This is a genomic window from Amycolatopsis sp. NPDC059027, assembly GCF_042739735.1.
GTDB lineage: Bacteria > Actinomycetota > Actinomycetes > Mycobacteriales > Pseudonocardiaceae > Amycolatopsis.
This window is the reverse complement of sequence record NZ_JBHYIK010000037.1, coordinates 37,209-62,386: the sequence shown is the minus strand read 5'-3', so window position 1 is coordinate 62,386 and position 25,178 is coordinate 37,209. Positions and strand designations below refer to the sequence as shown.

The window sequence follows — 25,178 nt, the reverse complement described above, 5'->3', positions numbered from 1 at the left end:
CGGGGGCGTGTCCACACCCCGTCCCGGGCCGCGGCCACCCCCGCCCCGATCGCCCCCACCCGCTCCGTAAACGCCCACATTCCGGGCTTCAGACGCCCGTAAGGTGGCCTTGACGGCATCGCTTTCCCTTGCCTGCGAACGGTTTCCCGGTGTGTGTTGGCGGTTGTCCACAGGGGAGTCGTGCTGGGGCGCCATTGTGGACAACTCGCCCCGCGTCCCACCCGAGCCCCGCCTTTTGTCGTACCCGGGCGATAGACTGGCCCAGGGCCGTCCCCCGGAGAGGGTGGGGGAAGCCCTATACGATGGCAGGGCGCCGAGCCGGTGCGATGCGCCGTGGGGTCTTGCTCCACGTAAGTCCACAATGGACGCGTAAACGGGAACCTCCCGCCGTACTCCAAGGGCTACCCGGGCTCCCTCTCGGCGCCTACGCTTCCGGCATGATCACTTGTGTCGTCGAGTACGTCATCGATCCGCGCAGGATCGACGCGTTCGAGCGCTTCGGCCGTCGCTGGATGGAGCTGGTGAACGCGCACGGCGGAACCCATCACGGATACTTCCTCCCCGCCGAAGGCGCGAGCGACAAGGCATTGGCGTTGTTCACCTTCCCCAGTCTCGCCGCCTACGAGCAGTACCGGACCCTGTTCGGCAAGGATCCCGACTTCGTCGAGGCCGACAGGATCCGGGACGAGAGCGGCTGCGTCCTGCGCTACGAACGCAGCTTCATGCGACCGCTCCTGCCGGACTGACCTCCGAACTCACCGGACACCGAGAAGATGTTCCAGCGCCAGCTGGTTCAACCGCGTGAAGTGGTACCCGCGCCGCCCGGCGGCCTCGACGTCGAACGAATCCGCTTCGAGATCGTCCAGGTTCTCGCCGGGCGCCAAGGTCGGCACGCCGAGCGACGGAACACGCGCGGCGTCCAGTAGTTCGGCGACTTCGCGGTCTTCCCGGAACGCCTGGGATTTCGCCTTCAAGATCAGGTACATCCGCATGTTGGCCGCCGCCGTGGTCCAGACATCGTCCGGGTCCTCGGTCCGCGCGGGTTTGTAGTCGAAATGGCGCGGGCCGTGATAGCCGCCGTGCTCCAGCAGGTCCACAAGGAAGAACGCGCTCGCCAGATCGCCGTGGCCGAAGATCAGGTCCTGATCGAACTTCGGGCCCCGCTGGCCGTTGAGGTCGATGTGGAACAGCTTCCCGTGCCACAGCGCCTGCGCGACCCCGTGCACGAAGTTCAGCCCGGCCATCTGCTCGTGCCCGACCTCCGGGTTCACCCCGAACAGTTCCGGCCGCGCCAGCCGCGAAATGAAAGCCAGCGCGTGCCCGATCGTCGGCAGCAGGATGTCCCCGCGCGGCTCGTTCGGCTTGGGCTCCAACGCGAACCGGACGTCGTAGCCCTGCGAGACGACGTACTCCGCCAGCACGTCCAACGCCTCTTGGTAGCGCGACAACGCCGCGCGGACGTCCTTGGCGGCATCGGATTCCGAACCCTCCCGGCCGCCCCACAGGACATACACCCGCGCGCCGAGTTCGGCCGCGAGGTCGAGGTTGCGCCGCACCTTCCGTAGAGCGAACCGGCGCACGTCGCGGTCGTTGCTGGTGAACCCGCCGTCCTTGAACACCGGATGCGTGAACAGGTTCGTCGTCGCCATCGGGACTTCCAGTCCGGTCTCGGCCAGCGCCTTCCTGAAGCGCACCACCGCCTTGTCCCGGTCCGGCTCGGTCGCCAGCAGGTCGTCGTCGTGGAAGGTCACACCGTAGGCGCCCAGCTCGGCCAGCCGGTGCACGCTTTCCACGGGATCGACGGGTGCCCGCGTGGCGGCCCCGAAGGGGTCGTTCGCCTGCCACCCGACGGTCCAGAGTCCGAAGGAGAACTTGTCGCCCGGCACCGGGACGAACGCGCTCATGACGGCTCCTCCATTTAGTTCGCGTTGTAGACTAAATATGCTGGCACGGGCCACCGCTCGTCAAGGGCGGCTAGAGTGCGGGACGGGAGGAACTCCGTCATGACGCAGCCGGTCCGTCACGATTCGATGCGTGCCCGCAACCTGGGCGTGGTGCTCGACGCCGTCCAGCGAGGCGGGCCGCAGACGCGCGCCGCGCTCGCCGAACGCACCGGGCTGACCAAGTCCACAGTGTCCAAAATGGTCGGTGATCTGATCGAGGCGGGAATCCTCGCCGAGTCCGGCCCCGCCCGCGCCGGGGAACGCGGGCGCCCCGGCGTCGAGGTCGTGCTGAGCGGTGACAGGGTCGCGGCGCTCGGGTGCGAGATCAACGTCGACTACATCGCCGTGTGCCTGCTCGACCTCGCGCAGCGTGTCCGGTTCACCAGACGACGTGGGCAGGACAACCGGGGCAAGCCCGCGATGCGCGTCATCGCCCAGTTGCGGACGCTGGCGATCGAGGCGATGGCGGAGGCCCGTCGCCTCGGCCTCGACGTCGCCGGAGCGGGCCTGGCGATGTCCGGGCCGGTCGCCGGCGGAGTGCTGCTCAACGCGCCGAACCTCGGCTGGCACGACGTCCACGCCGTCGAGATGCTGCGGCTCCCGGTGGAGACGGTACTCGGCAACGAAGCGAACCTCGCCGCGCTCGGTGAGCTGTGGTTCGGCGCCGGTGAACGGGATTTCCTTTATGTATCAGGGGAAATCGGCATCGGCGCCGGACTGGTCGTCGGCGGCGAGCTGTTCCACGGGGCACGCGGGCTGGCCGGCGAACTCGGTCACGTCGTCGTCTCGCCCGGCGGGCCGAGGTGCCGGTGCGGGGGAGCGGGGTGCCTGGAAACCGCCGCCGGTCAAGAGGCGATCCTCACCGCGGCGGGCGACGTCGAGACGGTCGCGGAGCTGCTGACCCGGTTGGAGCGCGGGGAAGACCTGGCCGTGAAGGCGTGCGGGGAGGCGGCGCGGGCGCTCGGCATCGCCCTGACCTCGACGGTCAACCTGCTGGATTTCGACCGTGTCGTGCTCGGCGGGATCTACGCGCCGTTGTTCGACTGGCTGGCTCCGCCGATCGAACGCATTCTCGCCGACCGCCTGGTCAAGCTGCGCACCACGCCGCCCACTCTGATCCCTTCCCAGCTCGGCGGCCAGGCCGCGACCCTGGGCGCCGCAGGCCTCATCGTGCACCAAGTCCTCGCCACTCCCACCAGGTTTCTGTCCCGCACACGCTGACGCACCGGAGGGGGCCCCCGGGCACCCAGTACCCGACCCCCCGGTGTTCCCGCACCCCCCCGCACGGGGGGGGGGGGGGGGCGCGCCCCCCACAAGGAAACAGAGCACTGGGAGGAGGCCGCCAGGCCTCCGAACAAAACTCGAGCGGCAACCGAGGGAGTCGAACCCTGCGCGGCTTGTGAAGGCGGCGCTCCTAACCGGCCCTGACCCTTCGGCGGGCGACGGCTGCCATGTTCTTCATGTACTTCAATGCATGGGATACCCGGAAAATTCCGGAATCCCACGGATTGCCGCTCGTGTTCACCCGATCGGACTGGCAGGCTGTGGCCATGGACGATCTTCTGCTGCGCCGGGTGCGGCCGGGACTCGGCGGTGAGCCGGCGGACGTGCTGATTTCGGACGGCCGGATCGCCGCGATCACCGGCCCCGGCGAGGGTTCGGCGACGCGGGTGATCGACGGGCACGGCGGAACGCTGCTGCCCGGCCTGGTGGATGCCCATGTACACGTCGTGCAGTGGTCGACGTTCCGCCGCCGGATTTCCCTCGACGCCGCGAAATCCGCGGCGGAGGCGGTCGAGCTGCTGCTCGCGCATCTGCTCGCGACGCCGGGGCGTCCCGAGGAACTCGTGGTGGGCGCCGGATTCCGGGACGGCCTGTGGCCGGACAAACCACACAAGGATCTGCTGCAGCACGCGCTGCCGGGGCGCCCGGTCGCGTTGTTCAGCGCGGATCTGCACACGCTGTGGCTCAGCCCGGCGGCGTTGCGCCTGATCGGGCGGGATCATCCGACCGGGGTCCTGCTGGAGAACGACTGCATGAGCGCGACGGCCGAACTGCCGTCGGCTCCGGTGGACGTCCAGGACGCTTGGGTCGCCGAGGCCGTCGCCGCGGCCAACGCGCGCGGTGTGACCGGGATCGTCGACTACGAATACGCCGACACGGTCACGGACTGGACCAGACGACTCGGGGACGGCCCGCTGAACGCGCGCATCGGCTGCGTGATCGCACGGCATCTGCTCGACACCGCCATCGAACGCGGGCACCGGACCGGCGACGTCCTCCCGGGTTCGGACGGCCTGCTCAGGGTGGGCCCGTTCAAGTTGTTCGTCGACGGCTCCCTCAACACCCGAACGGCCTACTGCCACGATCCCTATCCGGAAGGGGATACGGTGGGGTTACTGGAGCTTCCGCCGGAGGAACTCGTGCCGCTCATGCGCAAGGCCGCGGAAAACGGCCTCGCGCCCGCGGTGCACGCGATCGGGGACCAGGCCAACACGATCGCGCTCGACGCGTTCGCCGAACTCGGCTGCACGGGACGTATCGAGCACGCGCAGCTGCTCAGCCCCCGCGATGTGCCGCGGTTCGCGCGACTCGGCGTCGTGGCGAGCGTGCAGCCCGCTCACCAGCCCGACGACCGCGACGTCGCCGACCGCCACTGGCACGGCCGCACCGACCGCGCCTTTCCGTACCGCGCGCTGCTGGAATCGGGCGCACGCCTGGAAATCGGCTCGGACGCGCCGGTCTCCCCGCTCGACCCGTGGGACGGCATCGCCTCCGCCGTCGGCCGCACCGACGACGACCGCCCCGCCTGGCACCCCGAACAAGCCATCCCCTTGGCCGACGCGCTCGCCGCCGCGTCCGGCGGGCGCCGGGGGATCGCGGTCGGCGACGTCGCCGACCTCATGATCACCGCGGCCGACCCGTCGCACCTGTCCCCGGCCGACCTGCGCGCGATGCCGATCACGGCGACCCTGCTCGCGGGGCGCCTCACCCACGTCAGCGCTTGACGCGGTTGCGCACGGCCAGCAACGCGAGCCCGAGGAAGAGCGGAGACCCGATCCGTACGAGCATCCGCAGGATGTGGCCCGGCCGGCTGAGCGTCTCGGGCTTGACGACGTCCAGCCCCATCGCGGAGCCGATGACGTCGAGCAAACCGTCCCCATAGGACAGTGACACGCCGATGATCCCGAAGTGCTGGAAGAAGAACCCGGACAGCAGAAGGAGAACGACGAGAAAGACGAACGCCCTGCTCGCGCGAAGCCCGTAACCGGACGTGGCCCAGTAGAGGGTAAGGATGGCACGTTCGGCCAGTGACGCGAGGCGGTCGTTGCGCCGCATTTCCATTTCGCCGTAGTAGAAGTCGGCCGCTCCGGGCTCGTCCTTGCTGTCCTCCCGCGCTTTGCGGAGCTGCCGGTACAGATTCGCGATCCGCTTGGCGTTCAATGCGGGCCCGTAGTCGGCCCATCCGATTCCTTTGGCTGTCGTGGCACGCCAGACGGCCTCCTCGGCGATGACCGCTCGCCATGTCCAGCGCCAGACCGGAAACCATGCCCGTCCGACGTGGATACCCGGGGGCGGTTCGCCGAATCGGCAGTCGCCTTCCAAACGGAGTTTGTCGAGATGAAGGGCGCCGCCGAATGCGCAGACCCGCAGATCGACATCGATGATCGTCAGATTGCTCACATCTACGTCACGCAACGAAAACAATCCCGGCTCGTACCTGTCGACCGCCGGCGTGGCGGGTGCCGCGGTGATCGATGACGGGGCAGTGAACACCGCGCGATCCATGGTCGCGGCCGTATTCCGCAATTGCACGGTGGTCGAGCCCTCGAATCGGGTGGCTACGCACGACACCGTACCGGCCTTGATCTCGAGCACGACAGGGTTCTTGAAGGTCGCCAGATCAAAGCTCAGATCTGCCGCGTCGAGCAGTAGTCTTTGCCGTTCGCCGAGGTCGAATGTCGCCTTGTCGAACACCAAAGAATTGAATGCCCGCGCTTGATCGAAGATGACCTCTCCGTCGAAGCTTGCCTCGGTGAACACGCCGTGGCCACCGAAGCTGCCTGCCTGGAATTCGGCTTTCTCGTTGAATTTGGCCTTCGCGAACGACGCTCCTACGCGAAAATCCACACCGTCGAATCTGGCTTCCCGGGAGAATTCGGCGCGGTCGAATGACGGGCTCTGTTCGAACGTCGCGTGAGAGAATTTCGCCTCTCCCGTGAACTTCGCATCGACGAACGACACCCAGCCCGGGAACCTGGCCCACCGCACGTCGACATCGCCGAGCGAAAACTGTGTGACGGCGAGGATTCGGTCCCACCACTCGGGGAGCAGGCGGGTACCTGGTGCCGCGAGGGGTGCGCCCGGAGACAGCCGAGAGAGGAATCGGTCGAGTTGCTCCGGCGTCAGGTGGTTCAGGCATCGGCCGATGTCTTCGGCGCGGAAGCCGACGCAGGGCTCGCCCTGCTCGTCCACCTGATCGCAGGTCGGCCAGTCCGGCTCCGGTCGCTCCATGGACTCTTTGTAGCCCATCCGTCACGACCAACGGCGGGATTGACGGAATCGTGCCCATCGGTGAGGATCGATGGATACGCGTCATGACAACGTTGTCAGAGAGGAACCATCGCGATGAGAGCGCGAAACCGGGTCTTCGCCGCCGTGCTCGCCTGCACGCTCGGGGCCGCCACGGTGGCGGCGCCCGCGGCGTCGGCCGAGAGTGGCCCGAAGTTCGCGGACGATCCGACGAAGCTGGTAGACACGTCGATCGGCAACAACGGCGACGGGACGACGTTCCCGGGCGCCGCCTCGCCGTTCGGGATGGTGCAGCTGTCCCCGGACACCCAGCTCAAAAAGTACGCCTCCTACGACTACGCGCAGGACAAGATCCTCGGCTTCAGCCACACCCATCTCTCCGGCGTCGGCTGCCAGACCATGGGCAACTTCCGCTTCATGCCGACGACCGGCGCGGTCACCTCCTCCGACCCAGCGCAGTACGGCGCGAAGTTCAACCATGCCAACGAATCACGGGAACCCGGCTATTACGGTGTGAAACTGGACAACGGCATCAACGCCGAGCTGACCACCACCGAACGCACCGGCCAGCACCGCTACACCTTCCCCGCCGGCGCCACCACTGACAACGTTTTCATCGAGGCCACCGAGAGCAACGGCTACAGCTACGCGGGCGAGGTGCACGTCGTCGGCGACGACACCGTCGAAGGCTGGCTCCAGGGCGGCAACTTCTGCTGGGAGACCCAGAAGGAGCGCTACAAGATCTTCTTCAGCGCCAAATTCGACCGGAAGTTCGCCTCGTTCGGCACCTGGGTCGACGGCAAACTGACGCCGAGCCAGCGCGACGCCCAGTTCGGCGCGGGGCGCACGGGTGCGTGGCTGAGCTTTGACCCGAAGGCGGGTAAGCAGGTCGGCGCCTCGGTCGGGATTTCGTACACCTCGATCGACGGTGCGCGCGGCAACCGCGTCGCCGAGCAGCCGAGGTCGTTCGACAAGGCCCACAAGGCCGCGAACAAGACCTGGCGCGAGGAACTGGACCGTATGCGCGTCGCGGGCGGCACCACCGCCGACCAGCGGACGTACTACAGCGCGCTCTATCGCTCGCTGCTCCACCCGTCGCTCGGGTCCGATGTGGACAACAAGTACCGCGGCTTCGACGACAAGGTCCACAAGAGCGATTCGCCGTACTACCAGATGTTCTCGCTGTGGGACACCTACCGCTCGCAGAACCAGCTCGTCGCGCTGCTGCATCCGGACAGGGCCGCGGACATGACGAAGTCCGTGCTCAAGATCTACCAAGACGGTGGCTGGGTGCCGCGCTGGGCGCTCGGTCAGGGCGAGACGAACGTGATGAGCGGCGATCCGGTGACGCCGTGGGTGGTCGACAACTACCGCCGGGGACTGCTCGACAACAAGACCGCGCGCCAGCTGTTCGACGCGCTGTGGAAGAACGTCAACGAGGTTCCGCAGGACCAGTCGAGCTTCCGTGGACGTGACGGCAACCCGACGTACGTCAAGAACGGCTGGATCGGCTACCAGGACGTCCCCGGCTACAAGTTCGGCGACACGCGTCAGGCGGGTTCGGCCACTTTGGAGTACGCGCTGGCCGACTGCGCACTGTCCACAATGGCCACCGGACTCGGTGAGAAGGACAAGGCGAAGACGCTCGCCGCGCGCTGTGACAACTTCACGAAGCTGTGGGACAACGGCGTGCAGTCCAAGGGCTACACCGGATTTCCGCGGACCAAGGCGGCGGACGGCACCGGCGTCGGCGACCCCGATCCGGCCAAGTCGACCGGCTTCCACGAGGGCACGCCGTGGCAGTACCAGTGGCTGGCGCAGCAGGACACCACGAAGCTGTTCGGCCTGATGGGTGGCGCGGCGCAGGCGGAGAAGCGGCTCGACACGTTCTTCGACATGCCGCTGCTCCTGCAGAACCCGGCGAAGGCCGCCAAGGACTCGTGGGTCCACGGCGCGTACGACTATCACAACAACTTCGCGTTCAACCCCAACAACGAGCCGGACCTGCACGCGCCGTGGATGTACGCGTGGACGGGCGCGCCGTGGAAGACGTCGGCCGTGATGCGCGCGGCGCGGACGTTGTTCACCGACACGCCGTACGGCATGCCCGGCAACGACGACCTCGGCACGATCTCGTCGTGGCTCGTGTTCGCGATGGCGGGCGTGTTCGAGGCGCAGCCCGGCTCGGGGACGTACCTGCTGAGCGCGCCGATGTTCGAGAAGGTCGAGATCCGGCCGGACGGCGGCAAGAAGCTGAAGATCGACGCGCCGGGCGCGAGTGCGTCGAAGCTGCAGTATGTGTCCTCTGTGGACGTTCACAATCGCTCGCTCGCGAAGAGCTGGCTGAGCCACGAGGATCTGCTCGGCGCCGGGAAGATCCGCTTCACCCTGAGTGGCAAGCCCACCTCGTGGGGCACGTCCGCCCAGGCCGCGCCCCCGGCCCTGCTGGACGCGCGCTGAAGTTCCGTTAAGGCCACCTTACGGGCGTCAGACGCCCGTAAGGTGGCCTTAACGGCATTGCTACTCCTCGATGGCGCCGCCGATGGAACGCAAGTGTTCGCGGAAGGTGTGGGCGGGGTTTTTCCGGCGCGCGGTGAGAAAAGCGTCGAAGTGGAGCTGCTTGCGCAGCGTGTCGCCGGAGCGGATCTGCTCGGCCTGACGGCGTTCGGTGTCGCGGATCGTCTCCGCGAGCGTGAACAGCTCGTCGGCGCGGTCGGCCGGGACGAACAGGACGCCGTCGTCGTCGCCGAGCACGAGATCGTCGCGGGTCACGGTCCATTCGCCGACGATGGCGGATTCCAGCGCGTTGGCCGGACGGCTCTGCAGGAGCAGCGGCCCGGTCGGGATCGACCCCATGCTGAACACCGGCAGCCCGATCGCCCGGATGTCGGCGTTGTCGCGGTGCAGGCCCCAGATCACGACGCCGCTCAGCCCGGCCGCCTGCGCCTCGAGGACGACCAGGTCGCCGACGCAGCTCTCGTCCGTCCGGCCGCCGTTGTCGACCACCAGCACGCCGCCGGGCTCCGCGTTCGTGAACGCCTCGAGGAAGACGTCCACGCTGCCGACGTGCCGGGCGGGTGCGGCCCGGCCGATCAGCCGGGTGCCCGCCACCGCGGCCTGCACGGACGAAGGTGCGCACCGCACCGGGACATGAGCGCGGACGCACGCGTCCGTGAGATGGGCGCAGGTCAGTGCCGCGAACCGCTGTCTCAGCTTCTCGAGGTCCATTCCGCGACTCTAGTCAGGAAGCCGAGGACCGTACACTCCCTTGGCACAGCGCGGAAACTCGCGTGCCTGGAGGGTCGGTTCGCGTGCTTGGAGGGTCGGTTCGCGTGATCAGGCGCGGAAGTCGCGTGATGGGAGGCGGAACTCGCGTGATTGGGGGGAGATCTCAGGAGGTGGGAGGGGCGGGGTCGGTGCGGAGGCGGCTGTAGAGGTGACCGTCGCGCCAGTGGCCCGCGCGGAACTCGCAGGCGCGGACGACGCCTTCGAGGTGGAAACCGGCCTTTTCGAGGGATTTTTGCTCGGCGAGGTTCTCGGGGTGGGTGGCGGCCTGGATACGCTGGACGGGCGTGTGCGCGAAAAGGTAGTCGCACAGCATGGCCTGGGCGCGCCAGCCGATGCCCTTGCCGCGCCACTCGGGGAGCAGGGCGATGCCGATCTCCCAGTATTTCGCGTCGCGGGTGTAGCTGCCCGCGCTCCAGCTCACGAAGCCCGCGACGTCCTGCTCGTCGACTTCGACGATGAGGCGGCTGTCCTCGGTGCCGAGGTAGCCGTCCTCCGCGAAACGTCGTGCTGGGGCCTGGGCGTCGCGGAAACCGGACCAGTCGAGACCGATCAGCCCTGGTTCTGTGGCGAAGCGGCGGAACATCTCCAGATCAGCCACGCCGACCGGGCGCAGCCGGACCGCCGGATCAGCCATGCCGGAGGCTGTCGAGGGCTGCTGACCAGGCCTGATGGGAGACGGTCAGCTGACCGCCAGGACGGTCCTTGGTGTCGCGGATGCCCACTACCGCCTCGATCGCGACCTCCACTATCCCGATGCCTCCACGAGTAGCTCCCGCGAGGCTTCCTCGCCCAGTGCCTTCTTGCCTAGGACCTTAGCGAGTTCTCGGTAGTCCGCGACATCCCTTTCATCAGACAGGAAGCCGCTCCCGCGGTAGTGCTCCAGGTATACGACAGGCTGCGAGCAGGCTGAAGGGAAGCGCCACGCCTTCGACGGCGCTTTTGTTCCTCGGCCGCGAGAATATTTCACAACCCTCTGCGGCGTCGAAGTCGTCGTAATGCGCGAAGACGTTCTCGCGCTCGGAGGGAATTGGTTCGATCCGACGTGTACATCGTGCGAGAAGGCATGGCTGCAGCATCGGTGATTGAGAGCGACGTACGCCTTCTCGACCGCCTTCTCGACCGCCTTCGCGACTTTCGGGGCTCTCTCGCCGCTCAACGCCGCCGTCCTGGCGACGCTGCCTGCTTTCCCTTCTACGGCACCGATCCCACCGGCCGCGCCGCCCGCCACGCGAAGTGCCCGAAGCGCCCGGAACGCACCTCGACCTCCTGATTCCTCCTGATGCAGCCGTCGGCCGTTTGGGGCAAGCTGGCCCGTATGGCCGATGGGACGTCGACAAGCACCACCGAGAAGCTCTTCCGGATCGCGATCGCGCTGAAGGGCCTGGACGGCCTGCTCCAGGTCGTGGGCGCGGTCATCCTGGCGTTCGTCCCCGGCTCCGTGGTCACCGGGTTCACCCACGCCGTGCTCGCCCGCGACCTGCTCGGCGACCCCGGCGGCACGCTGTCCCACCACTTCCAGCAGGCTGCCGAGGACTTCGTGAACGGCGGTACGAAGACGTTCGCGGTCGCCTACCTCTTCGCGCACGGCCTGATCAAGCTCGGCCTGGTGTGGGCGCTGGCCCGCAAGATCGTCCGGGCCTACCCGGTGGCCGCGCTGGTGCTGGCCGCGTTCGTCGTCTACGAGGTCATCCGCGCGATCCACACGCATTCGATCGCGCTGCCGTTCTTCGCCGCACTCGACGTGGTGATCATCGTGCTGGTGCTCAGGGAGTACCGGCAGCTCAAACGCGAGCGTTCGATCAAGTGATCAAGCCCGGTCACGGGCCTGGCTCACGCGGCGAGGGGAAATCGGGCGGTGACCGCGTCACCGGTGTCGATGCGGCCGGTGACGGCGTCCGCGAGCGGTTCGACGAAGAGTGCCGTCGCGTTGTCGGTGCCACCCAGCGCCATCGCCCTGTCGACGAGGCCCTGCGCGCTGCCCGCCGGGTCGGCCAGGATGTGCTGCATCGTCGCCAGCGGCACCGTCTTGTGCACGCCGTCGCTGCTGAGCAGCAGACCGCCGGACCCGGTGAGCTCGGCGGTGCCGATCTCGTGCGGGTGCGTGGTGCGGACGCTGGTGGTGACCATGTGCTCCATGCGCGGCGTGGTCGGCTGGTGCCGGGCGCGGAAGTACTGGGCGAGCGTGTGGTCCGTGGTGAGCTGGCTGAGCAGGACGCCGTCCCAGGCGTACGCCCGCACGTCGCCGACCCAGGCGATGCGGTAGCCGGTGGCCGTCGGCATCGCGACGACGAGCACCGCGTCACCGTCTCCGCCGAGCGCGTGCACCGCGCGCTGGGCGGCCAGGATCGCCGCGACCGGACCGTCCGCGATGTTCGCGCGGGCCGCCGTCGCCGCCGCGGTGCGGGCCGCGCGGGCGGCGTCGGGCGAATCGCCGACGCCGTCCGCGAGCGCGAAAACGAGCCCCGGGCCGCCCTTCACGGCGTACGCGCCGACGGCGTCGGCATTGTTCGCGCGCGGACCCCGCGCGCTGGCGGTGTGCCAGTACTGCCCCCGGCGTACCCCGATCATGGCGTCCTCCTCGCCCGAGCGAACCCCCTTGAGATCAGGATCCGCTTCTTTCCTGTGCTAAGGCTGAGGCGTTCGTGAGGCATTCCTGACGATCTTCCCGATGTCGCGCAGCCCACATTCGCCCGGTTTCACCCGGACGTGGCCGACCGGGCTGAAGGACGCCTTCAGTGCGTTGGCGGTGCTGAAGGACGCCTTCAGTGCACTGAACGCACGCAAGGCGTCCTTCGGCACCTCGCCGTCCACAAAGGACCTGCGAGACCGGCGGACGCGGGCCGTACGATGGGCGCATGTTGTTCGAGCAGCGGCTGCGGGCCGGGATCGAGGCCGGCACGGTGACGCTGATGGTGCGCCGCTGGGCGCGCAACAAGGCGATCGCGGGCCACCGCTACCGCACCGGTACGGGCATGATCGAGGTCGACGCGGTCGAGCACGTCACCGAGGACGACCTCACTGACGCCGACGCCGCCCAGGCCGGGTACGAAGATCGTGCCGCCCTGATCGCCGATCTGCGGGGCAACCCCGAGACGCCGCTGTACCGCGTCCGCTTCCACCGCGTCGACGAGCCCGATCCGCGCACGCGATTGGCCGAAAGTGCCGAGCTGACCGAAAAAGACGTCACCGACATCGAGGCGCGGCTGACCCGGTTCGACGCAGCGAATCCGCGTGGCGCGTGGACCGCCGAGACACTCGCCGCGATCGCCGCGCACCCGGGACGTCGCGCGGCGGAGCTGGCCGCGGAACTCGGCTGGGACGATCTGCTGGTGTTCAAGCGGAATGTCCGCAAGCTCAAGGATCTGGGCCTCACGCTCAGTCTCGAAGTCGGCTATCGCCTTTCCCCGCGCGGCGAGGCGTACGTCGGGCGGTCCGGTCAGCCACGGTGAAAACCGCCGCGGGGGCCCACCGGTAACCGCACCGTGAACTCGGTGCGGCCCGGTCCACTGTGGACTCCGATGGTTCCGTGGTGCGCGGTGACGACGGCGGCCGCGATCGCCATCCCGAGCCCGGTGCTGCCCGCCGCCCGCGAGCGCGAGGAATCCCCGCGCGCGAACCGTTCGAACACGCTCGGCAGCAGCTCCGGCGCGATGCCGGGGCCGTCGTCGGTGACGGTCAGGACAGCGCTTCCGTTTGGGCTTCCTTCCGGTGAAAGCGTCAGCGCGGTGACCACGGTCGTGCCCGGCGGGGTGTGCGTGCGGGCGTTGGCGAGCAGGTTCGCCAGTACCTGGTGCAGCCGCTGGACATCGCCGAAGACCGGCACCGGATGCGGCGGCAGCCGCAGCTGCCAGTGGTGCGCCGGTCCGGCGACGTGCGCGTCGCCGACGGCGTCGGCCACCAGCCGGGTCAGGTCGACCTCGCCGGCGTCGAGCGGGCGGCCGGCGTCGAGCCGGGCGAGCAGCAGCAGATCCTCGACGAGCGTGGTCATCCGGTCGGCTTCGGACCGGATCCGGGTCATCGAATGGGCGACGTCCGGGGGCACGAGAGCGCTTCCCCGTTCGGCGAGTTCGGCGTAACCGCGGATCGCGGCCAGGGGAGTCCGGAGTTCATGGCTGGCGTCCGCGACGAACCGGCGTACGCGGGTTTCGTTGGCATGACGGGCTTCCAGCGCCTGCGAGACGTTGCCCAGCATGAGGTTCAGCGCCGCGCCGACCTGGCCGACCTCGGTCCGCGGATCGGTGTCCGCCGCCGGGACCCGGATTTCGAGAGCCACGTGCCCGCGATCGAGCCGGAGTTCGGAAACCCGGCTCGCCGTCGCGGCGACGCGGTCGAGCGGGCGCAGTGTGCGGCGGACGGCGAACGCGCCGAGGAAGCCCGCGCCGACGAGCCCGGCCGCGGCGACCCCGAACAGGATCAGGCCGACGGTCAGCAGCGTGTCGTGCATCGGCTTCAACGGGACGCCCGTGACGACGACGCCCCTGGGGACGGCGAACGCCGCCAGCCGGTACTCCCCGAGATCACCCAGCGACCGGGTGTACGGCTTGCCGTCGACCGGGACGGCCAGCAGCACGTCCTCCTGATCGTCGGTGAGTTCCTGTCGCTGGCCGTGTGCGGAAAGTGTTGCCGCGTCGACGACTTCGCCGTCGGAGACCTGGGCGGTCACCGTCCCCGCCGCCTGTCCGGGCGCGTTGAGCGGGCTGCGTCCGCTCGGCGGGCCACCGGACGGCACGCGTGCGGCGAACTCCCGCGCCCGGCCCGCGGCGGCGTAGAGCTGGCTGTCGGTCTGCCGGGTGAGGAAGGCACTCAGCGCGAATTCGCTGACGACACCGATGATCAGGCAGACCACGGTGAGCAGGAGCAGCATCGACGCGATGAGCTTCGTGCGCAGCGGAAGCCGGGCGAGCCGGTGCCACCGGCGCGTCTCCGTCCTCGCCGGTGCTGCCATGGTTCGAGCGTGCGCGGGCGCCGTGTGCGTCCGATGTGTACTGCCTGTGAAGCGGCTGTGTGGCCGATTTCGGCCCGGTCACGTCGACGCGGCACGCGGGGCCAGCCGCCGCGCGCGCCGCATCAGGGTTTCGTCGTACAGCCAGGCGTTCTCGGCGTGGACCGCGATCTCCTTCAGCGGCACGGCGGGCACGGTGTCGGAGCGTTCGGAGAGGCGGGTGACCTCGGCCACGATCACCGGCGGTGCCAGCCGGACTCGTCGCGCGGGCACCGGAATCCGCGGGCCGGGCGGTTCGCCGAACAGGTAGCCGCCGTCGGCCGGTTCGGCTCGCGTCACGACGGAAGTGCCCCGGCGGTGCCGGAAATCCGCCAGCGGACGGCCGATCCGGTGCAGCACGGCGGGGAGTACCGGCACGATTCCGGCCCGCAGCGCGAGATCCTCGACGATCCGTTGTTCCGTGCGTGCCTCGCCGTCCGCGTCCGGACAGGGAGTGGTCGGCAGCAGGTAGTGGGCGAGCCTGCTGGTGTCGTCGAGGTACCGGCCCATCGACACGAACAGGTCGAGCCCCCGCATCGCGGACTCCAGTTCGGCGGCGTCGGGTGCCGCCAGCGCGGGGTTGCCGTCGGAGCCGAACAGCGCCCGCAGCCGGTCCGGGCCGGGTGAGGTGGACTTCACGGCGAGCATGGCCGCGGGGAGTGTGCCCAGCACGTCGAGCGTGCCGCCCGCCGGGGCGCCGAGCAGCCCGGCGCGTTCGGCGATCGTCTCCAGCGGGAACGCCTCGCGATCGGCCACCAGGCCGCCCTCGCTGTCGAGGTGGCCGGTGACGATCGTGACGGCGTCGAGCAGGAAGGCGACGAGCGGGCCGAACGGCCCGGCGCACGTCCCGGCGCGGCCGTAGACGACGGCACGTTCGGCGCGGGCGATCTCCCGCGCGAGCCCGCGCACGCGGTCGGCGGGGACGCCGGTGTGCCATTCGGTGGCTTCCGGGGTGTGCGGGGTCACGATGCGGCGCAGCGTTTCGGCGCCGACGGTCCGGTGCAGTGTCCTGACGTGTTCCCTGCCCTCGGCGAAGATCACGTTCAGCAGTGCCAGCAGCAGCCAGGGGTCGCCGTCGGGCAGCAGCGGGACGTGCTCGAACGCCCGTGCCGTCTCCGACCGCACCGGATCCAGCACCACGACCCGTCCGCCGCAGCCGGTCACCGCCCGCAGCTGCTTCCGGATCCTCGGCGCTTCCGGGCCGTCCGCCGGGCCCGCGCCGAGCGCGAGGACGAGGTCCGTGCGGGCGAGGTCGGGGACCGGCACCCGGTGCGTCGGCCCATAGAGGAGGTGACTCGCGACGAACCGGTTGGTGATGTCCTGCGCCCCGGCCGAGTAGACGTGCCCGGTGCCGAGCGCGCGCAGAAAGTCCTCGTGCCACGGCGGTTCCGCCGGTTCCGTGCGGGAGAAGGCGAGCGGGTCGCCGAAGTACCAGCCCACCGCGCCGCCGCCGTGGGCGCGCACCAGCCGCCGCAGCCGCCCGCCGATCTCGGCGAGCGCGACCCGCCACGAGACCCGCTCGAACTGCCCGTCCGCCCGTCGGCGCATCGGGTACCGCAACGGATCCGGCACAGCCATCCGACCTCCTCGGAGAGGGCTATTGACACAGCGTAAAGGCAGTGACACGGAGTGTCCAGGAACGCGGTCCGGGAGGCCGACCTTAGGCCCCGGCACCCCCGCTCGCGCGACGGGACACGCCCCGCGGACGATCCGGCGCCCCCGGACCGGGTGGCGGCAGGCGGCTGGCCTAGACTCGGTTCTCCCGGTCCGTAGCAGGTGACCGGGGCAATTCGCATGGATTGACCACTCACATCGTTTACCGCTCGAGGAGAAGACCTTGAAGAGCACCGTCGAGCAGCTCAGCCCGACGCGAGTCAAGATCAATGTCGAGGTGCCGTTCGACGAGCTCAAGCCGAACTTCGACGCCGCGTACCGCAAGATCGCCCAGCAGGTGCGCATCCCCGGTTTCCGGCCCGGAAAGGCACCCGCTCGCGTCCTGGAAAGCCGGATCGGGCGCGCCCCGGTGCTCGACGAGGTCGTCAACGAGGCCATCCCGGCCAAGTACATCGAGGCCGTCCGCGCCGGCGAGGTCCGCACGCTGGGCCAGCCCGAGTTCGAGGTGACCAAGCTCGAGGACCGCGAGGTCCTGGAGTTCACCGCGGAGGTCGACGTCCGCCCGGCGATCACCCTGCCCGACCTCGAAGGCCTCACGATCAGCGTCGACGATGTCGAGCTGACCGACGCCGAGGTCGACGAGCAGCTCGACGAGCTGCGTGCCCGCTTCGGCACCCTGACCGGTGTCGAGCGCCCGGCCGAGAACGGCGACTTCGTCTCGATCGACCTCGCCGCCACCGTGGACGGCCAGGCCGTCGAGGAGGCCTCCACCACGGGGCTGTCCTACGAGATCGGCTCCGGTCAGCTGGTCGACGGCATCGACGACGCGATCATCGGCGCGAACGCCGGCGAGACCAAGTCGTTCACCACCCAGCTCGTCGCCGGTGAGCACGCCGGCAAGGACGCCGAGGTCACGGTGACCGTCCAGACCGTCAAGCAGCGCGAGCTGCCCGAGGCCGACGACGAGTTCGCCCAGCTCGCCAGCGAGTTCGACACGCTGGACGAGCTGAAGGCCGATCTGCGCGAGCGGCTGGGCCGCGTCAAGAAGATGCAGCAGGGCGTCCAGGCCCGTGACAAGGTCCTCGACGAGCTGCTCGAGCGCACCGAGGTCCCGATCCCGGAGAAGGTCCTCGAGTCCGAGATCGAGAACCGCAAGCACGACGCGGTCCACCCGTTCGACCACGACGAGGCGCAGTTCGCCAAGGCCCTGGAAGCCGAGGGCCGCACGCTGGACGAGTTCAACGACGAGGTCCGCACCGAGTCCGAGAAGGCCGTCCGCACGCAGCTGCTGCTCGACACCATCGCCGACGAGGAGAAGACCTCGGTCAACGACGGCGAGCTCACCGAGCGGATCATCTACCAGGCCCAGCGCTTCGGCATCAGCCCCGACGAGTACGTCCAGCGGGCCCAGCAGTCCGGTCAGCTGAGCGCGATCTTCGCCGACGTCCGCCGCGGCAAGGCGCTCGCCTCGGTCGTCCGCAAGGCCACCGTGACCGACGCCTCCGGCGCCGAGGTCGACCTCACCGAGCTGTTCGGTGAGGAGACCCCCGAGGCGGATGCCGGGGCAACCGAGGAGACGCAGGTCACCGAGGAGACGGCGAAGACTCCGGCGGAGTGATCTCCTCATGAAGCTCTGAGCGAACTCGGGCGGTGTCAGGCATTCTGCACCGCCCGAGTTCGTTAGGGTCGATTGCAAGATCTTGAGCATCTGGAAACGAGGCGGCCCGCTGGGACACAGAGGGCCGTCGGCGGCGAAAAGGCAGGCAGACGTGACGCAGCACAAGCCCGAGGCCCGGACCGGCACCGCGGGGCTCACCCTGACCGACTCGGTGTTCGAGCGGTTGCTCTCCGAGCGCATCGTGGTCCTCGGTTCCGAGGTGAACGACGAGGTCGCCAACCGGATCACCGCGCAGCTGTTGCTGCTCGACGCGGACGACTCCGAGTCCGACATCACCTTCTACATCAACTCGCCGGGTGGCTCGGTGACCGCCGGGTTCGCCATCTACGACACCATGCAGCTGATCCGCCCGGACGTCGCGACCTACGCGATGGGCATGGCGGCTTCCATGGGGCAGTTCCTGCTCTCCTCGGGGACCCCGGGCAAGCGGTACGCGCTGCCGCACGCCCGCATCCTCATGCACCAGCCCTCGGCCGGTGTCGGCGGTACCGCCTCCGACATCGCCATCCAGGCCGAGGTGTTCAACAAGTGGAAGCAGGAGCTGGCCAAGATCACGGCCGAGCAGACCGGGCAGACCGTCGAGCAGATCATCAAGGACGGCGACCGCGACCGCTGGTTCACCGCGCAGGAGGCGAAGGACTACGGCTTCGTCGACCACGTGCTGACCGCGGGCAACCGTCCGAACTCGACCAACTGAGCGCGAAGGCACACAGGAGACCTCTCATGAGCAACTTCCGGCTCCCGGGTGACTTCCCGGCCGGCAACGTCCCCCAGTCGCGGTACATCCTCCCGTCCTACGTGGAGCGCACGAGCTACGGCGTCAAGGAGTCCAACCCGTACAACAAGCTGTACGAGGAGCGGACGATCTTCCTCGGCGTGCAGGTGGACGACGCGTCGGCCAACGACGTGATGGCCCAGCTGCTGCACCTCGAGCACGAGGACCCGGACCGCGACATCAGCATGTACATCAACTCGCCGGGTGGTTCGTTCACCTCGCTGATGGCGATCTACGACACCATGCAGTTCGTCCGCCCGGACATCCAGACCGTCTGCCTCGGCCAGGCCGCCTCGGCCGCCGCGGTGCTGCTGGCCGCCGGCACCAAGGGCAAGCGCCTCGCGCTGCCCAACGCCCGCGTGCTGATCCACCAGCCCGCCACCGAGGGCACCTACGGCCAGGTTTCCGACCTGGAGATCCAGGCCAACGAGATCCAGCGGGTGCGGCGCCAGATGGAGGTTATCCTGGCCAAGCACACGGGCAAGGACGTCGAGCAGATCAAGGCCGACATCGAGCGGGACAAGATCCTCACCGCCGAAGAGTCGCTCGCGTACGGCATCATCGACGAGGTGCTGCCGTACCGTAAGGGGTCGGCCAACTAGATCCGCCGGGCCGGTGCGTGTCGAGAAGACGACATGCACCGGCTTCCTGGTTTAGTGTCGTTCTCTGGCTTGCTCGGTTGGGGCCGCGGGTGTTCCCGCTCGCGGTGTCGGACGGGTACCGTCAGTGGCAATGCGTGAGGCTCCACCTGGTCGCGGGTGACCGGGTGGGCGGCAACACAGTCAGGCGCGGACCCCCGCGCCGGAGGGGACGAGGTCAACGGCCATGGCACGGATCGGTGACGGCGGAGACCTGCTGAAATGCTCTTTTTGCGGGAAGAGCCAGAAGCAGGTGAAGAAGCTCATTGCCGGGCCCGGCGTCTACATCTGCGATGAGTGCATCGACCTCTGCAACGAGATCATCGAGGAGGAGCTGGCCGAGGCGGGTGACGTCAAACTCGACGAGCTGCCCAAGCCCGCGGACATCCACGAGTTCCTCGAGCAGTACATCATCGGCCAGGACGACGCCAAGCGGACCCTCGCGGTGGCGGTCTACAACCACTACAAGCGCATCCAGGCCGACGACAAGGCCGGGCCGAAGGACTCCAAGGAGGAGTCCGTCGAGCTGGCGAAGTCGAACATCCTGATGCTCGGCCCCACCGGCTGCGGCAAGACCTACCTCGCGCAGACGCTGGCCAAGCTGCTGAACGTGCCGTTCGCCATCGCGGACGCCACCGCGCTCACCGAGGCCGGGTACGTCGGCGAGGACGTCGAGAACATCCTCCTCAAGCTGATCCAGGCCGCCGACTACGACGTCAAGCGCGCCGAGACCGGCATCATCTACATCGACGAGGTCGACAAGATCGCCCGCAAGTCGGAGAACCCGTCGATCACCCGCGACGTGTCCGGCGAGGGTGTGCAGCAGGCGCTGCTGAAGATCCTCGAGGGCACCACCGCCTCGGTGCCGCCGCAGGGCGGCCGCAAGCACCCGCACCAGGAGTTCATCCAGATCGACACGACGAACGTGCTGTTCATCGTGGCCGGCGCGTTCGCCGGGCTGGAGAAGATCATCAACGAGCGGGTCGGCAAGCGCGGCCTCGGCTTCGGCGCGGAGATCCGCACCAAGGCCGAGATCGAGGAGAGCGACATCTTCTCCGAGACCATGCCGGAGGACCTGATCAAGTTCGGGCTGATCCCGGAGTTCATCGGCCGATTGCCGGTGGTCGCCACGGTCAACCACCTGGACAAGGACTCGCTGGTCTCGATCCTGACCCAGCCGCGCAACGCGCTGGTCAAGCAGTACAAGAAGCTCTTCGAGATGGACAACGTCGAGCTCGAGTTCACCAAGACCGCGCTCGAGGCGATCGCCGACCAGGCGGTGCTGCGCGGTACCGGTGCCCGTGGTCTGCGCGCCATCATGGAAGAGGTGCTGCAGCCGGTCATGTACGACATCCCGAGCCGCGACGACGTGGCGAAGGTCGTGATCACCGAGCAGACCGTGCGTGAGAACGTGAACCCGACGATCGTCGCGCGGCAGCCGTCGCGGCGGGCCCGCAGCGAGCGCGGGGAGAAGTCGGCCTAGTGCCGGCTGCCCCGTTCGGGGGCTCTGAGAGAATTTCAGGATGACCGCCCTCTTTCGGGATGACACAGCCCAGGAAGACACCGTGCCGCTGACCGCACCCGGCGGGGAGAACCAGGCCGCCGAACCCGCCAGAGCCGTCGAGTCCGACGGTGAGGTGGGCGGTATCCGCGAGCTCAGCGAGCGCGTGGTCTTCTCGATGTACCGGCGGTTCCCGTGGCTGCACAAGGCACTGCTGGGCATGCTCGTCGTGTTCACCGGCACCTGCCTGGTCGCCGTCGTCACCCGGCTGTCGCCGCTGCCGCTGCTCCCGCTCCCGTTGTTCGCGGTTTCGGGCTACACGCTGTGGCGCATCCGGGACGTGCGGGACAGCCGCGGCCCGTTGCTCACCTGGTCGCTGTTCTTCGTGGTGGCCACGGCCCTCGGGTTCTGGCTGATGTCCGTGATCGCGCGCTGGGTCTCCTGACCTGCTGACCGCCGCGCGTCACGCCGTCCGCGGCACGTGCTTCCCGAGGAAGCCCACCACGCTCGGCACCACGGTGCGGTTGAACGAGTCGCCGTGCTTGCCTCGCGCGGTGTAGGCGACCATCGGCTGGGACTCGGCGATGTAGCGGCGGACGCCGGTGATGAAGGAATCCTCGGTACCGCACCAGATCCCGGCGGGCACGCTCTTGATCTGGTTGACGAAGCGCAGCGGATCCATCGAACCCCAGTCGGCCGCGTCCCGGAACGCGTGCCGCTTGTTCATCTCGGTCCACGACGTCATCAACGCGGGCGCCAGTGCCGCGACCGCGGCGGGCGGCTGGCGGCGTTCCACCCGGCGCCGCGTGTAGAGCAGCGCGCCGAACCCGCCCATCGACAGGCCGGTGCAGGCGAACGGCAACCCGTCCCGGCCGGCGAGGCCACGGGCCTTCAGCCACTGCGGGACCTCTTCGAGCAGCATCGCCATCGGGTCGTCGCCGCGGCGCACCTCGTGCCAGTAGTTGTCACCGCCGTCGACGGCGACGAAGCCGTACGCGGGCACCGCCTTGCGGGCGACCTCGCTGCTGAGCTGCTTGAGCAGGCCGGTCGGGGCCGCGCTACGGGCGTTGCCGTGCAGGCCGTGCAACAGGAGCGACATCGGCAGGCCGGGCTGGTGCACCTTGGTCGGCAGCATGAGCACCAGGTCGACCTCGCGGCCACGCGCGTGGGAATAGACCCGCTCCACCCGAGGGGCGCCGAGCTGGGTCGCGGGGTTGGACGACGCGACGCCGATCGCGCGCTGCAGCGCGTTGCCGAACGGCATCTGGCCGGTGGCCGTGCCCGCCGCGAGGCCGGTTACAGCGAGTCCCGAAGCTCCCGCGATCAGTACCGAGCGGCGGCTGAGCCAGGTGCGGGCACCACGAACCCGGCGAGCCGTCGCGTGCTCGCCGTCCCCGGCGGTGCCCTGCCGGGCACCGTCGTCTTCCTTCACCTAGCCCTGTCCCTCCGATTGCCCCTTGACCTGGACATCGTCGCACGACCCACCGACGTTTCCGATGGCTTCCCGCCATCCGGTGATAGCCACCTCACTCGAGGCCTTCGCCGCCTCGGGGCTGTCCCCGAGACCCACTGCCAGCGTGACGCTGAGCGGTAACAGAACGTGATCAACCCCGTGGTCCGTGGTGCCGAAGTGACCCGATGTCTCCAAAGTGACGAAACCGTGTAATGCGCTCCACAACTGAAACGCGGCGGCGAGCGGATCGGTTGCCTTGAAGCGGCCGGCTTCGATGGCGCGCTCGGCGCCGCGCAGGAGGTAGCCGAAGGCCTCGATGCCCTCATGGGGTTCGGACCGGCCCGCTTCGCTGGTCAGGTCGGTGAGCTGGGCCCGTTGCCCGCTGGGAGCGGACTGGCCGAAGGTGACCGCGAACAGCTGGGGGTTCTCGGCCGCGGCGCGCCGGTAGGCGAGGGCGAGCCTGAACAGGTCCGCCACCGGGTCGTCGGTCTCGGCGACCCGCGCCATATGCGCCGACAGCCGGAGGAAGCCCTCCCTGGCGACCGCGTCGACCAGCGCGCCCATCCCGCCGAAGTGGGTGTAGACGGCCATCGTCGACGCGCCCACTTCGGCGGCGAGCTTGCGGGCCTGGAGCGCTTCGGGGCCGCCGTCGGACAGCAGCCGGATGGCCGCGTCGATCAGCCGGGCCTTGGTCTCAGCGGCGCGGGGCTTGTCGCTCATGCTTGCCAGTATCCCATAACCCTGTTATACCTGGGGCATAACAGGGTTATGGGCGTGCGGGAAGAAGGATCGTCATGGGCAACCAGTTCCTCGAAGGCAACTTCGCTCCGGTCAGCCAGGAGCACACGATCACCGAACTCGAGGTGACCGGGCGGATCCCCGAGTATCTGGACGGCCGTTACCTGCGCAACGGGCCGAACCCGCTCTCGGAGGTGGACCCGGCCACCTACCACTGGTTCATGGGCGACGGCATGGTGCACGGCGTCCGGCTGCGGGACGGGCGGGCCGAGTGGTACCGCAACCGGTGGGTCCGCAATCCGTATGTCGCCGAACTCCTCGACGGCAGGCGGACACCGGGACCGGAGTGCGGGTTCAGCGCGATCGGCGCCAACACGAACGTGATCAGCCACGCAGGCAAGACCCTCGCGCTGATCGAGGCGGGCGTCGCCGCTTATGAGCTGACCGACGAGCTGGACACCGTGGGCCAGTGCGATTTCGACGGCACCCTGCCCGGCGGCTACACGGCGCACCCGAAGCGCGATCCGGAAACCGGCGAGCTCCACGCCGTCTCGTACTTCTTCGGGAACGGCAACCGCGTGCAGTACTCGGTGATCGACGTGCACGGACACGCGCGCCGCACGGTCGACATCGAGGTGACCGGCTCACCGATGATGCACGACTTCTCCCTGACCGAAAACCATGTCGTCTTCTACGACCTGCCGGTGACATTCAACGCCGAGGCCGCGGTCAACCTGACGGTGCCGCCGATCCTGCGTACGCCGGCGAAGCTGGTCGTCTCGGCAATGCTCGGGCGTGTGCGGATCCCGGACCCGATCTCGGCGCGCGCCGCCGGGAAGATCGCGTCGAACGGCGATCTGCCGTACCGCTGGAACCCGCGATACCCCGCGAGGATCGGGGTCATGCCGCGCGAAGGCGGCAACGCCGACGTTCGCTGGTTCGAGGTCGAGCCGTGCTACGTCTTCCACCCGCTCAACGCCTACGACGAGGGCGACGGCATCGTCCTGGACGTCGTGCGGCATCCGAAGATGTTCGACAGCCAGCTGCACGGCCCTGGCGAGGGCGCGCCGACCCTGGACCGCTGGACCGTGGACCTGACCGCGGGCAAGGTCCTCGAAGAGCGGCTCGACGACCGCGGCCAGGAATTCCCGCGCGTCGACGAACGCCTCGTGGGCCGTCGTCACCGCTACGGCTACTCGGTGGCCGCTGAGGACGGCGCGACGCCGTCGGACGCGCTGTACAAGCACGATTTCGAGGCGGGTTCTTCCGCCGTGCGGTCTTTCGGGCGAGGGCGGCAGCCGGGAGAGTTCGTGTTCGTGCCCGCCTCGGCCGGCGCCGCGGAGGACGACGGGGTGCTGATGGGCTTCGTGTTCGACGCGGCGACGCAGCGCAGTGACCTGACGCTGCTCGACGCGGCGACCTTGGAAACCGTCGGCGCGATCCACCTGCCGGACCGCGTGCCGCACGGCTTCCACGGCAACTGGGCGCCTACCGAGTGAGCAGCCCGGCCGCGCTGAGGTGGTCGAAGATCACCTGGTCGACCGGGGACACGCGGTCGCGGTCGGCGTAGGTGAGCCAGACGATCTCCTCGATTTCGCTGCTGGGCACGAGGACGCCGTCGTATTCGGCGGTGTAGCAGGTCATCCGGACCGTGATCCCGGTGTCGTGACCGTGTGCCTGGGCCTCGAAGGTGCCCACGTGGCGTGCGGTGGCGCGGTCGATGGTGACCGCCAGCTCCTCGTCGATCTCCCGGACGAGAGTGTCCAGATCGGACTCGCCGGTTTCCCGTTTGCCGCCGGGAAAGTAGTAGACGTCCTTGCCTCGCGAGCGCGTGCTGAGGATCTTGCCGTCGTCGAGGCGGAGCCACGCGATCTTGTCGATGATCTTCACGATGTCCTCTGGGGAAGGGATTCCGTTCCTCGCCGAGCGTAGCCGCGGGCTTTACCCCGGAGGTAATTGCCGGGGTCGCCGGTGCCGGTGATCATGGTGCTCTTCGCGCTGCGCGCCTCGTGTCGGGAGGTGCGAGCTTCCGGACT

General features: G+C 68.8%; 24 protein-coding genes and 1 pseudogene. 13 read left to right on the top strand and 12 right to left on the bottom strand.

Features of this window, described 5'->3' with window-relative positions; translation table 11 throughout:
* The first annotated feature begins 437 nt into the window (after positions 1–437).
* Positions 438–746: an NIPSNAP family protein gene (locus ACFWY9_RS25155; protein ID WP_378330691.1), complete on the top strand. Its 309-nt coding sequence runs from the start codon at positions 438–440 to the stop codon at positions 744–746.
* A 9-nt stretch (positions 747–755) separates the two neighbouring features.
* Here ACFWY9_RS25155 and xylA read toward each other — a convergent pair whose 3' ends face one another.
* Positions 756–1,904: a xylose isomerase gene (gene xylA / locus ACFWY9_RS25150; protein ID WP_378330692.1), complete on the bottom strand. Its 1,149-nt coding sequence runs from the start codon at positions 1,902–1,904 to the stop codon at positions 756–758.
* 99 nt (positions 1,905–2,003) lie between these two features.
* Between xylA and ACFWY9_RS25145 the strand changes: the two genes are divergently transcribed.
* A complete protein-coding gene (locus ACFWY9_RS25145) occupies positions 2,004–3,164 on the top strand; it encodes an ROK family protein (protein WP_378330693.1) in 1,161 nt (386 codons plus the stop codon).
* Between the two features lie 329 nt (positions 3,165–3,493).
* Positions 3,494–4,951 (top strand): amidohydrolase, encoded by a 1,458-nt coding sequence (locus ACFWY9_RS25140; protein ID WP_378340065.1) that lies wholly within the window; start codon positions 3,494–3,496, stop codon positions 4,949–4,951.
* Here ACFWY9_RS25140 and ACFWY9_RS25135 read toward each other — a convergent pair.
* Positions 4,941–6,458 (bottom strand): pentapeptide repeat-containing protein, encoded by a 1,518-nt coding sequence (locus ACFWY9_RS25135; RefSeq protein ID WP_378340064.1) that lies wholly within the window; start codon positions 6,456–6,458, stop codon positions 4,941–4,943. The genes ACFWY9_RS25140 and ACFWY9_RS25135 overlap by 11 nt on opposite strands.
* 114 nt (positions 6,459–6,572) lie before the next feature.
* Here ACFWY9_RS25135 and ACFWY9_RS25130 point away from each other — a divergent pair, with 114 nt between their 5' ends.
* Positions 6,573–8,936 carry a GH92 family glycosyl hydrolase gene (locus ACFWY9_RS25130; protein ID WP_378340063.1) on the top strand — a complete coding sequence of 788 codons (2,364 nt, stop codon included), beginning with the start codon at positions 6,573–6,575 and terminating at the stop codon, positions 8,934–8,936.
* 60 nt (positions 8,937–8,996) lie between these two features.
* Here the strand turns inward: ACFWY9_RS25130 and ACFWY9_RS25125 are convergent, their stop codons facing one another.
* From ACFWY9_RS25125 to ACFWY9_RS25110, 4 genes are all read right to left on the bottom strand, one after another.
* Positions 8,997–9,704 (bottom strand): RraA family protein, encoded by a 708-nt coding sequence (locus ACFWY9_RS25125; RefSeq protein WP_378340062.1) that lies wholly within the window; start codon positions 9,702–9,704, stop codon positions 8,997–8,999.
* Positions 9,705–9,867: 163 nt separating this feature from the next.
* Complete coding sequence (locus ACFWY9_RS25120) at positions 9,868–10,398, bottom strand: GNAT family N-acetyltransferase (RefSeq protein ID WP_378340061.1); 531 nt, start codon at positions 10,396–10,398, stop codon at positions 9,868–9,870.
* Positions 10,391–10,510 (bottom strand): DUF397 domain-containing protein, encoded by a 120-nt coding sequence (locus ACFWY9_RS25115; protein WP_378331051.1) that lies wholly within the window; start codon positions 10,508–10,510, stop codon positions 10,391–10,393. The genes ACFWY9_RS25120 and ACFWY9_RS25115 overlap by 8 nt, the downstream gene beginning before the upstream one ends.
* Positions 10,510–10,731 (bottom strand): Scr1 family TA system antitoxin-like transcriptional regulator, encoded by a 222-nt coding sequence (locus tag ACFWY9_RS25110; RefSeq protein ID WP_378340083.1) that lies wholly within the window; start codon positions 10,729–10,731, stop codon positions 10,510–10,512. The genes ACFWY9_RS25115 and ACFWY9_RS25110 overlap by 1 nt, the downstream gene beginning before the upstream one ends.
* Between ACFWY9_RS25110 and ACFWY9_RS25105 the strand changes: the two are divergent.
* Both ACFWY9_RS25105 and ACFWY9_RS25100 read left to right on the top strand, forming a co-directional pair.
* A pseudogene (locus tag ACFWY9_RS25105) lies at positions 10,676–10,846 on the top strand (zinc finger protein); the annotation flags it as partial. The gene ACFWY9_RS25110 and the pseudogene ACFWY9_RS25105 overlap by 56 nt on opposite strands.
* A gap of 233 nt (positions 10,847–11,079) precedes the next feature.
* On the top strand, positions 11,080–11,571 hold the full coding sequence (locus ACFWY9_RS25100) for a DUF2127 domain-containing protein (RefSeq protein ID WP_378331050.1): 492 nt from the start codon (positions 11,080–11,082) through the stop codon (positions 11,569–11,571).
* Between the two features lie 23 nt (positions 11,572–11,594).
* On the opposite strand, the gene ACFWY9_RS25095 is transcribed toward ACFWY9_RS25100, so the two are convergent.
* Entirely contained in the window at positions 11,595–12,332 is a 738-nt protein-coding gene (locus ACFWY9_RS25095) for a PP2C family protein-serine/threonine phosphatase (protein WP_378331049.1), read from the bottom strand.
* Positions 12,333–12,619: 287 nt separating this feature from the next.
* Between ACFWY9_RS25095 and ACFWY9_RS25090 the strand changes: the two genes are divergently transcribed.
* Positions 12,620–13,213, top strand: a complete 594-nt coding sequence (locus ACFWY9_RS25090; protein ID WP_378331048.1) for a hypothetical protein — start codon at positions 12,620–12,622, stop codon at positions 13,211–13,213.
* Here the strand turns inward: ACFWY9_RS25090 and ACFWY9_RS25085 are convergent.
* Together ACFWY9_RS25085 and ACFWY9_RS25080 are read right to left on the bottom strand one after the other, a co-directional pair.
* Entirely contained in the window at positions 13,201–14,709 is a 1,509-nt protein-coding gene (locus tag ACFWY9_RS25085) for a sensor histidine kinase (protein ID WP_378331047.1), read from the bottom strand. The two genes, ACFWY9_RS25090 and ACFWY9_RS25085, sit on opposite strands and share 13 nt — an antisense overlap.
* 78 nt (positions 14,710–14,787) lie before the next feature.
* Positions 14,788–16,323, bottom strand: a complete 1,536-nt coding sequence (locus tag ACFWY9_RS25080) for a molybdopterin-dependent oxidoreductase (protein ID WP_378331046.1) — start codon at positions 16,321–16,323, stop codon at positions 14,788–14,790.
* Positions 16,324–16,582: 259 nt separating this feature from the next.
* Here ACFWY9_RS25080 and tig point away from each other — a divergent pair, with 259 nt between their 5' ends.
* The 5 genes from tig to ACFWY9_RS25055 all read left to right on the top strand — a co-directional run bounded on the left by tig (position 16,583) and on the right by ACFWY9_RS25055 (position 21,396).
* On the top strand, positions 16,583–17,977 hold the full coding sequence (gene tig / locus ACFWY9_RS25075) for a trigger factor (RefSeq protein ID WP_378331045.1): 1,395 nt from the start codon (positions 16,583–16,585) through the stop codon (positions 17,975–17,977).
* Between the two features lie 151 nt (positions 17,978–18,128).
* Positions 18,129–18,734 carry a ClpP family protease gene (locus tag ACFWY9_RS25070; RefSeq protein WP_378331044.1) on the top strand — a complete coding sequence of 202 codons (606 nt, stop codon included), beginning with the start codon at positions 18,129–18,131 and terminating at the stop codon, positions 18,732–18,734.
* A gap of 26 nt (positions 18,735–18,760) precedes the next feature.
* Positions 18,761–19,414 (top strand): ATP-dependent Clp protease proteolytic subunit, encoded by a 654-nt coding sequence (locus ACFWY9_RS25065; RefSeq protein WP_378331043.1) that lies wholly within the window; start codon positions 18,761–18,763, stop codon positions 19,412–19,414.
* A 223-nt stretch (positions 19,415–19,637) separates the two neighbouring features.
* On the top strand, positions 19,638–20,933 hold the full coding sequence (clpX, locus tag ACFWY9_RS25060; protein WP_378331042.1) for an ATP-dependent Clp protease ATP-binding subunit ClpX: 1,296 nt from the start codon (positions 19,638–19,640) through the stop codon (positions 20,931–20,933).
* 40 nt (positions 20,934–20,973) lie between these two features.
* Complete coding sequence (locus tag ACFWY9_RS25055) at positions 20,974–21,396, top strand: hypothetical protein (protein WP_378331041.1); 423 nt, start codon at positions 20,974–20,976, stop codon at positions 21,394–21,396.
* An 18-nt stretch (positions 21,397–21,414) separates the two neighbouring features.
* Here ACFWY9_RS25055 and ACFWY9_RS25050 read toward each other — a convergent pair whose 3' ends face one another.
* Both ACFWY9_RS25050 and ACFWY9_RS25045 read right to left on the bottom strand, forming a co-directional pair.
* Positions 21,415–22,278 (bottom strand): alpha/beta hydrolase-fold protein, encoded by an 864-nt coding sequence (locus ACFWY9_RS25050; RefSeq protein WP_378331056.1) that lies wholly within the window; start codon positions 22,276–22,278, stop codon positions 21,415–21,417.
* A gap of 105 nt (positions 22,279–22,383) precedes the next feature.
* On the bottom strand, positions 22,384–23,124 hold the full coding sequence (locus ACFWY9_RS25045; protein WP_378331040.1) for a TetR/AcrR family transcriptional regulator: 741 nt from the start codon (positions 23,122–23,124) through the stop codon (positions 22,384–22,386).
* Positions 23,125–23,198: 74 nt separating this feature from the next.
* On the opposite strand from ACFWY9_RS25045, the gene ACFWY9_RS25040 reads away from it, so the two are divergent.
* On the top strand, positions 23,199–24,641 hold the full coding sequence (locus tag ACFWY9_RS25040; RefSeq protein ID WP_378331039.1) for a carotenoid oxygenase family protein: 1,443 nt from the start codon (positions 23,199–23,201) through the stop codon (positions 24,639–24,641).
* Here ACFWY9_RS25040 and ACFWY9_RS25035 read toward each other — a convergent pair.
* Positions 24,631–25,026, bottom strand: a complete 396-nt coding sequence (locus ACFWY9_RS25035) for an NUDIX domain-containing protein (protein WP_378340082.1) — start codon at positions 25,024–25,026, stop codon at positions 24,631–24,633. The two genes, ACFWY9_RS25040 and ACFWY9_RS25035, sit on opposite strands and share 11 nt — an antisense overlap.
* Positions 25,027–25,178 lie beyond the last annotated feature (152 nt).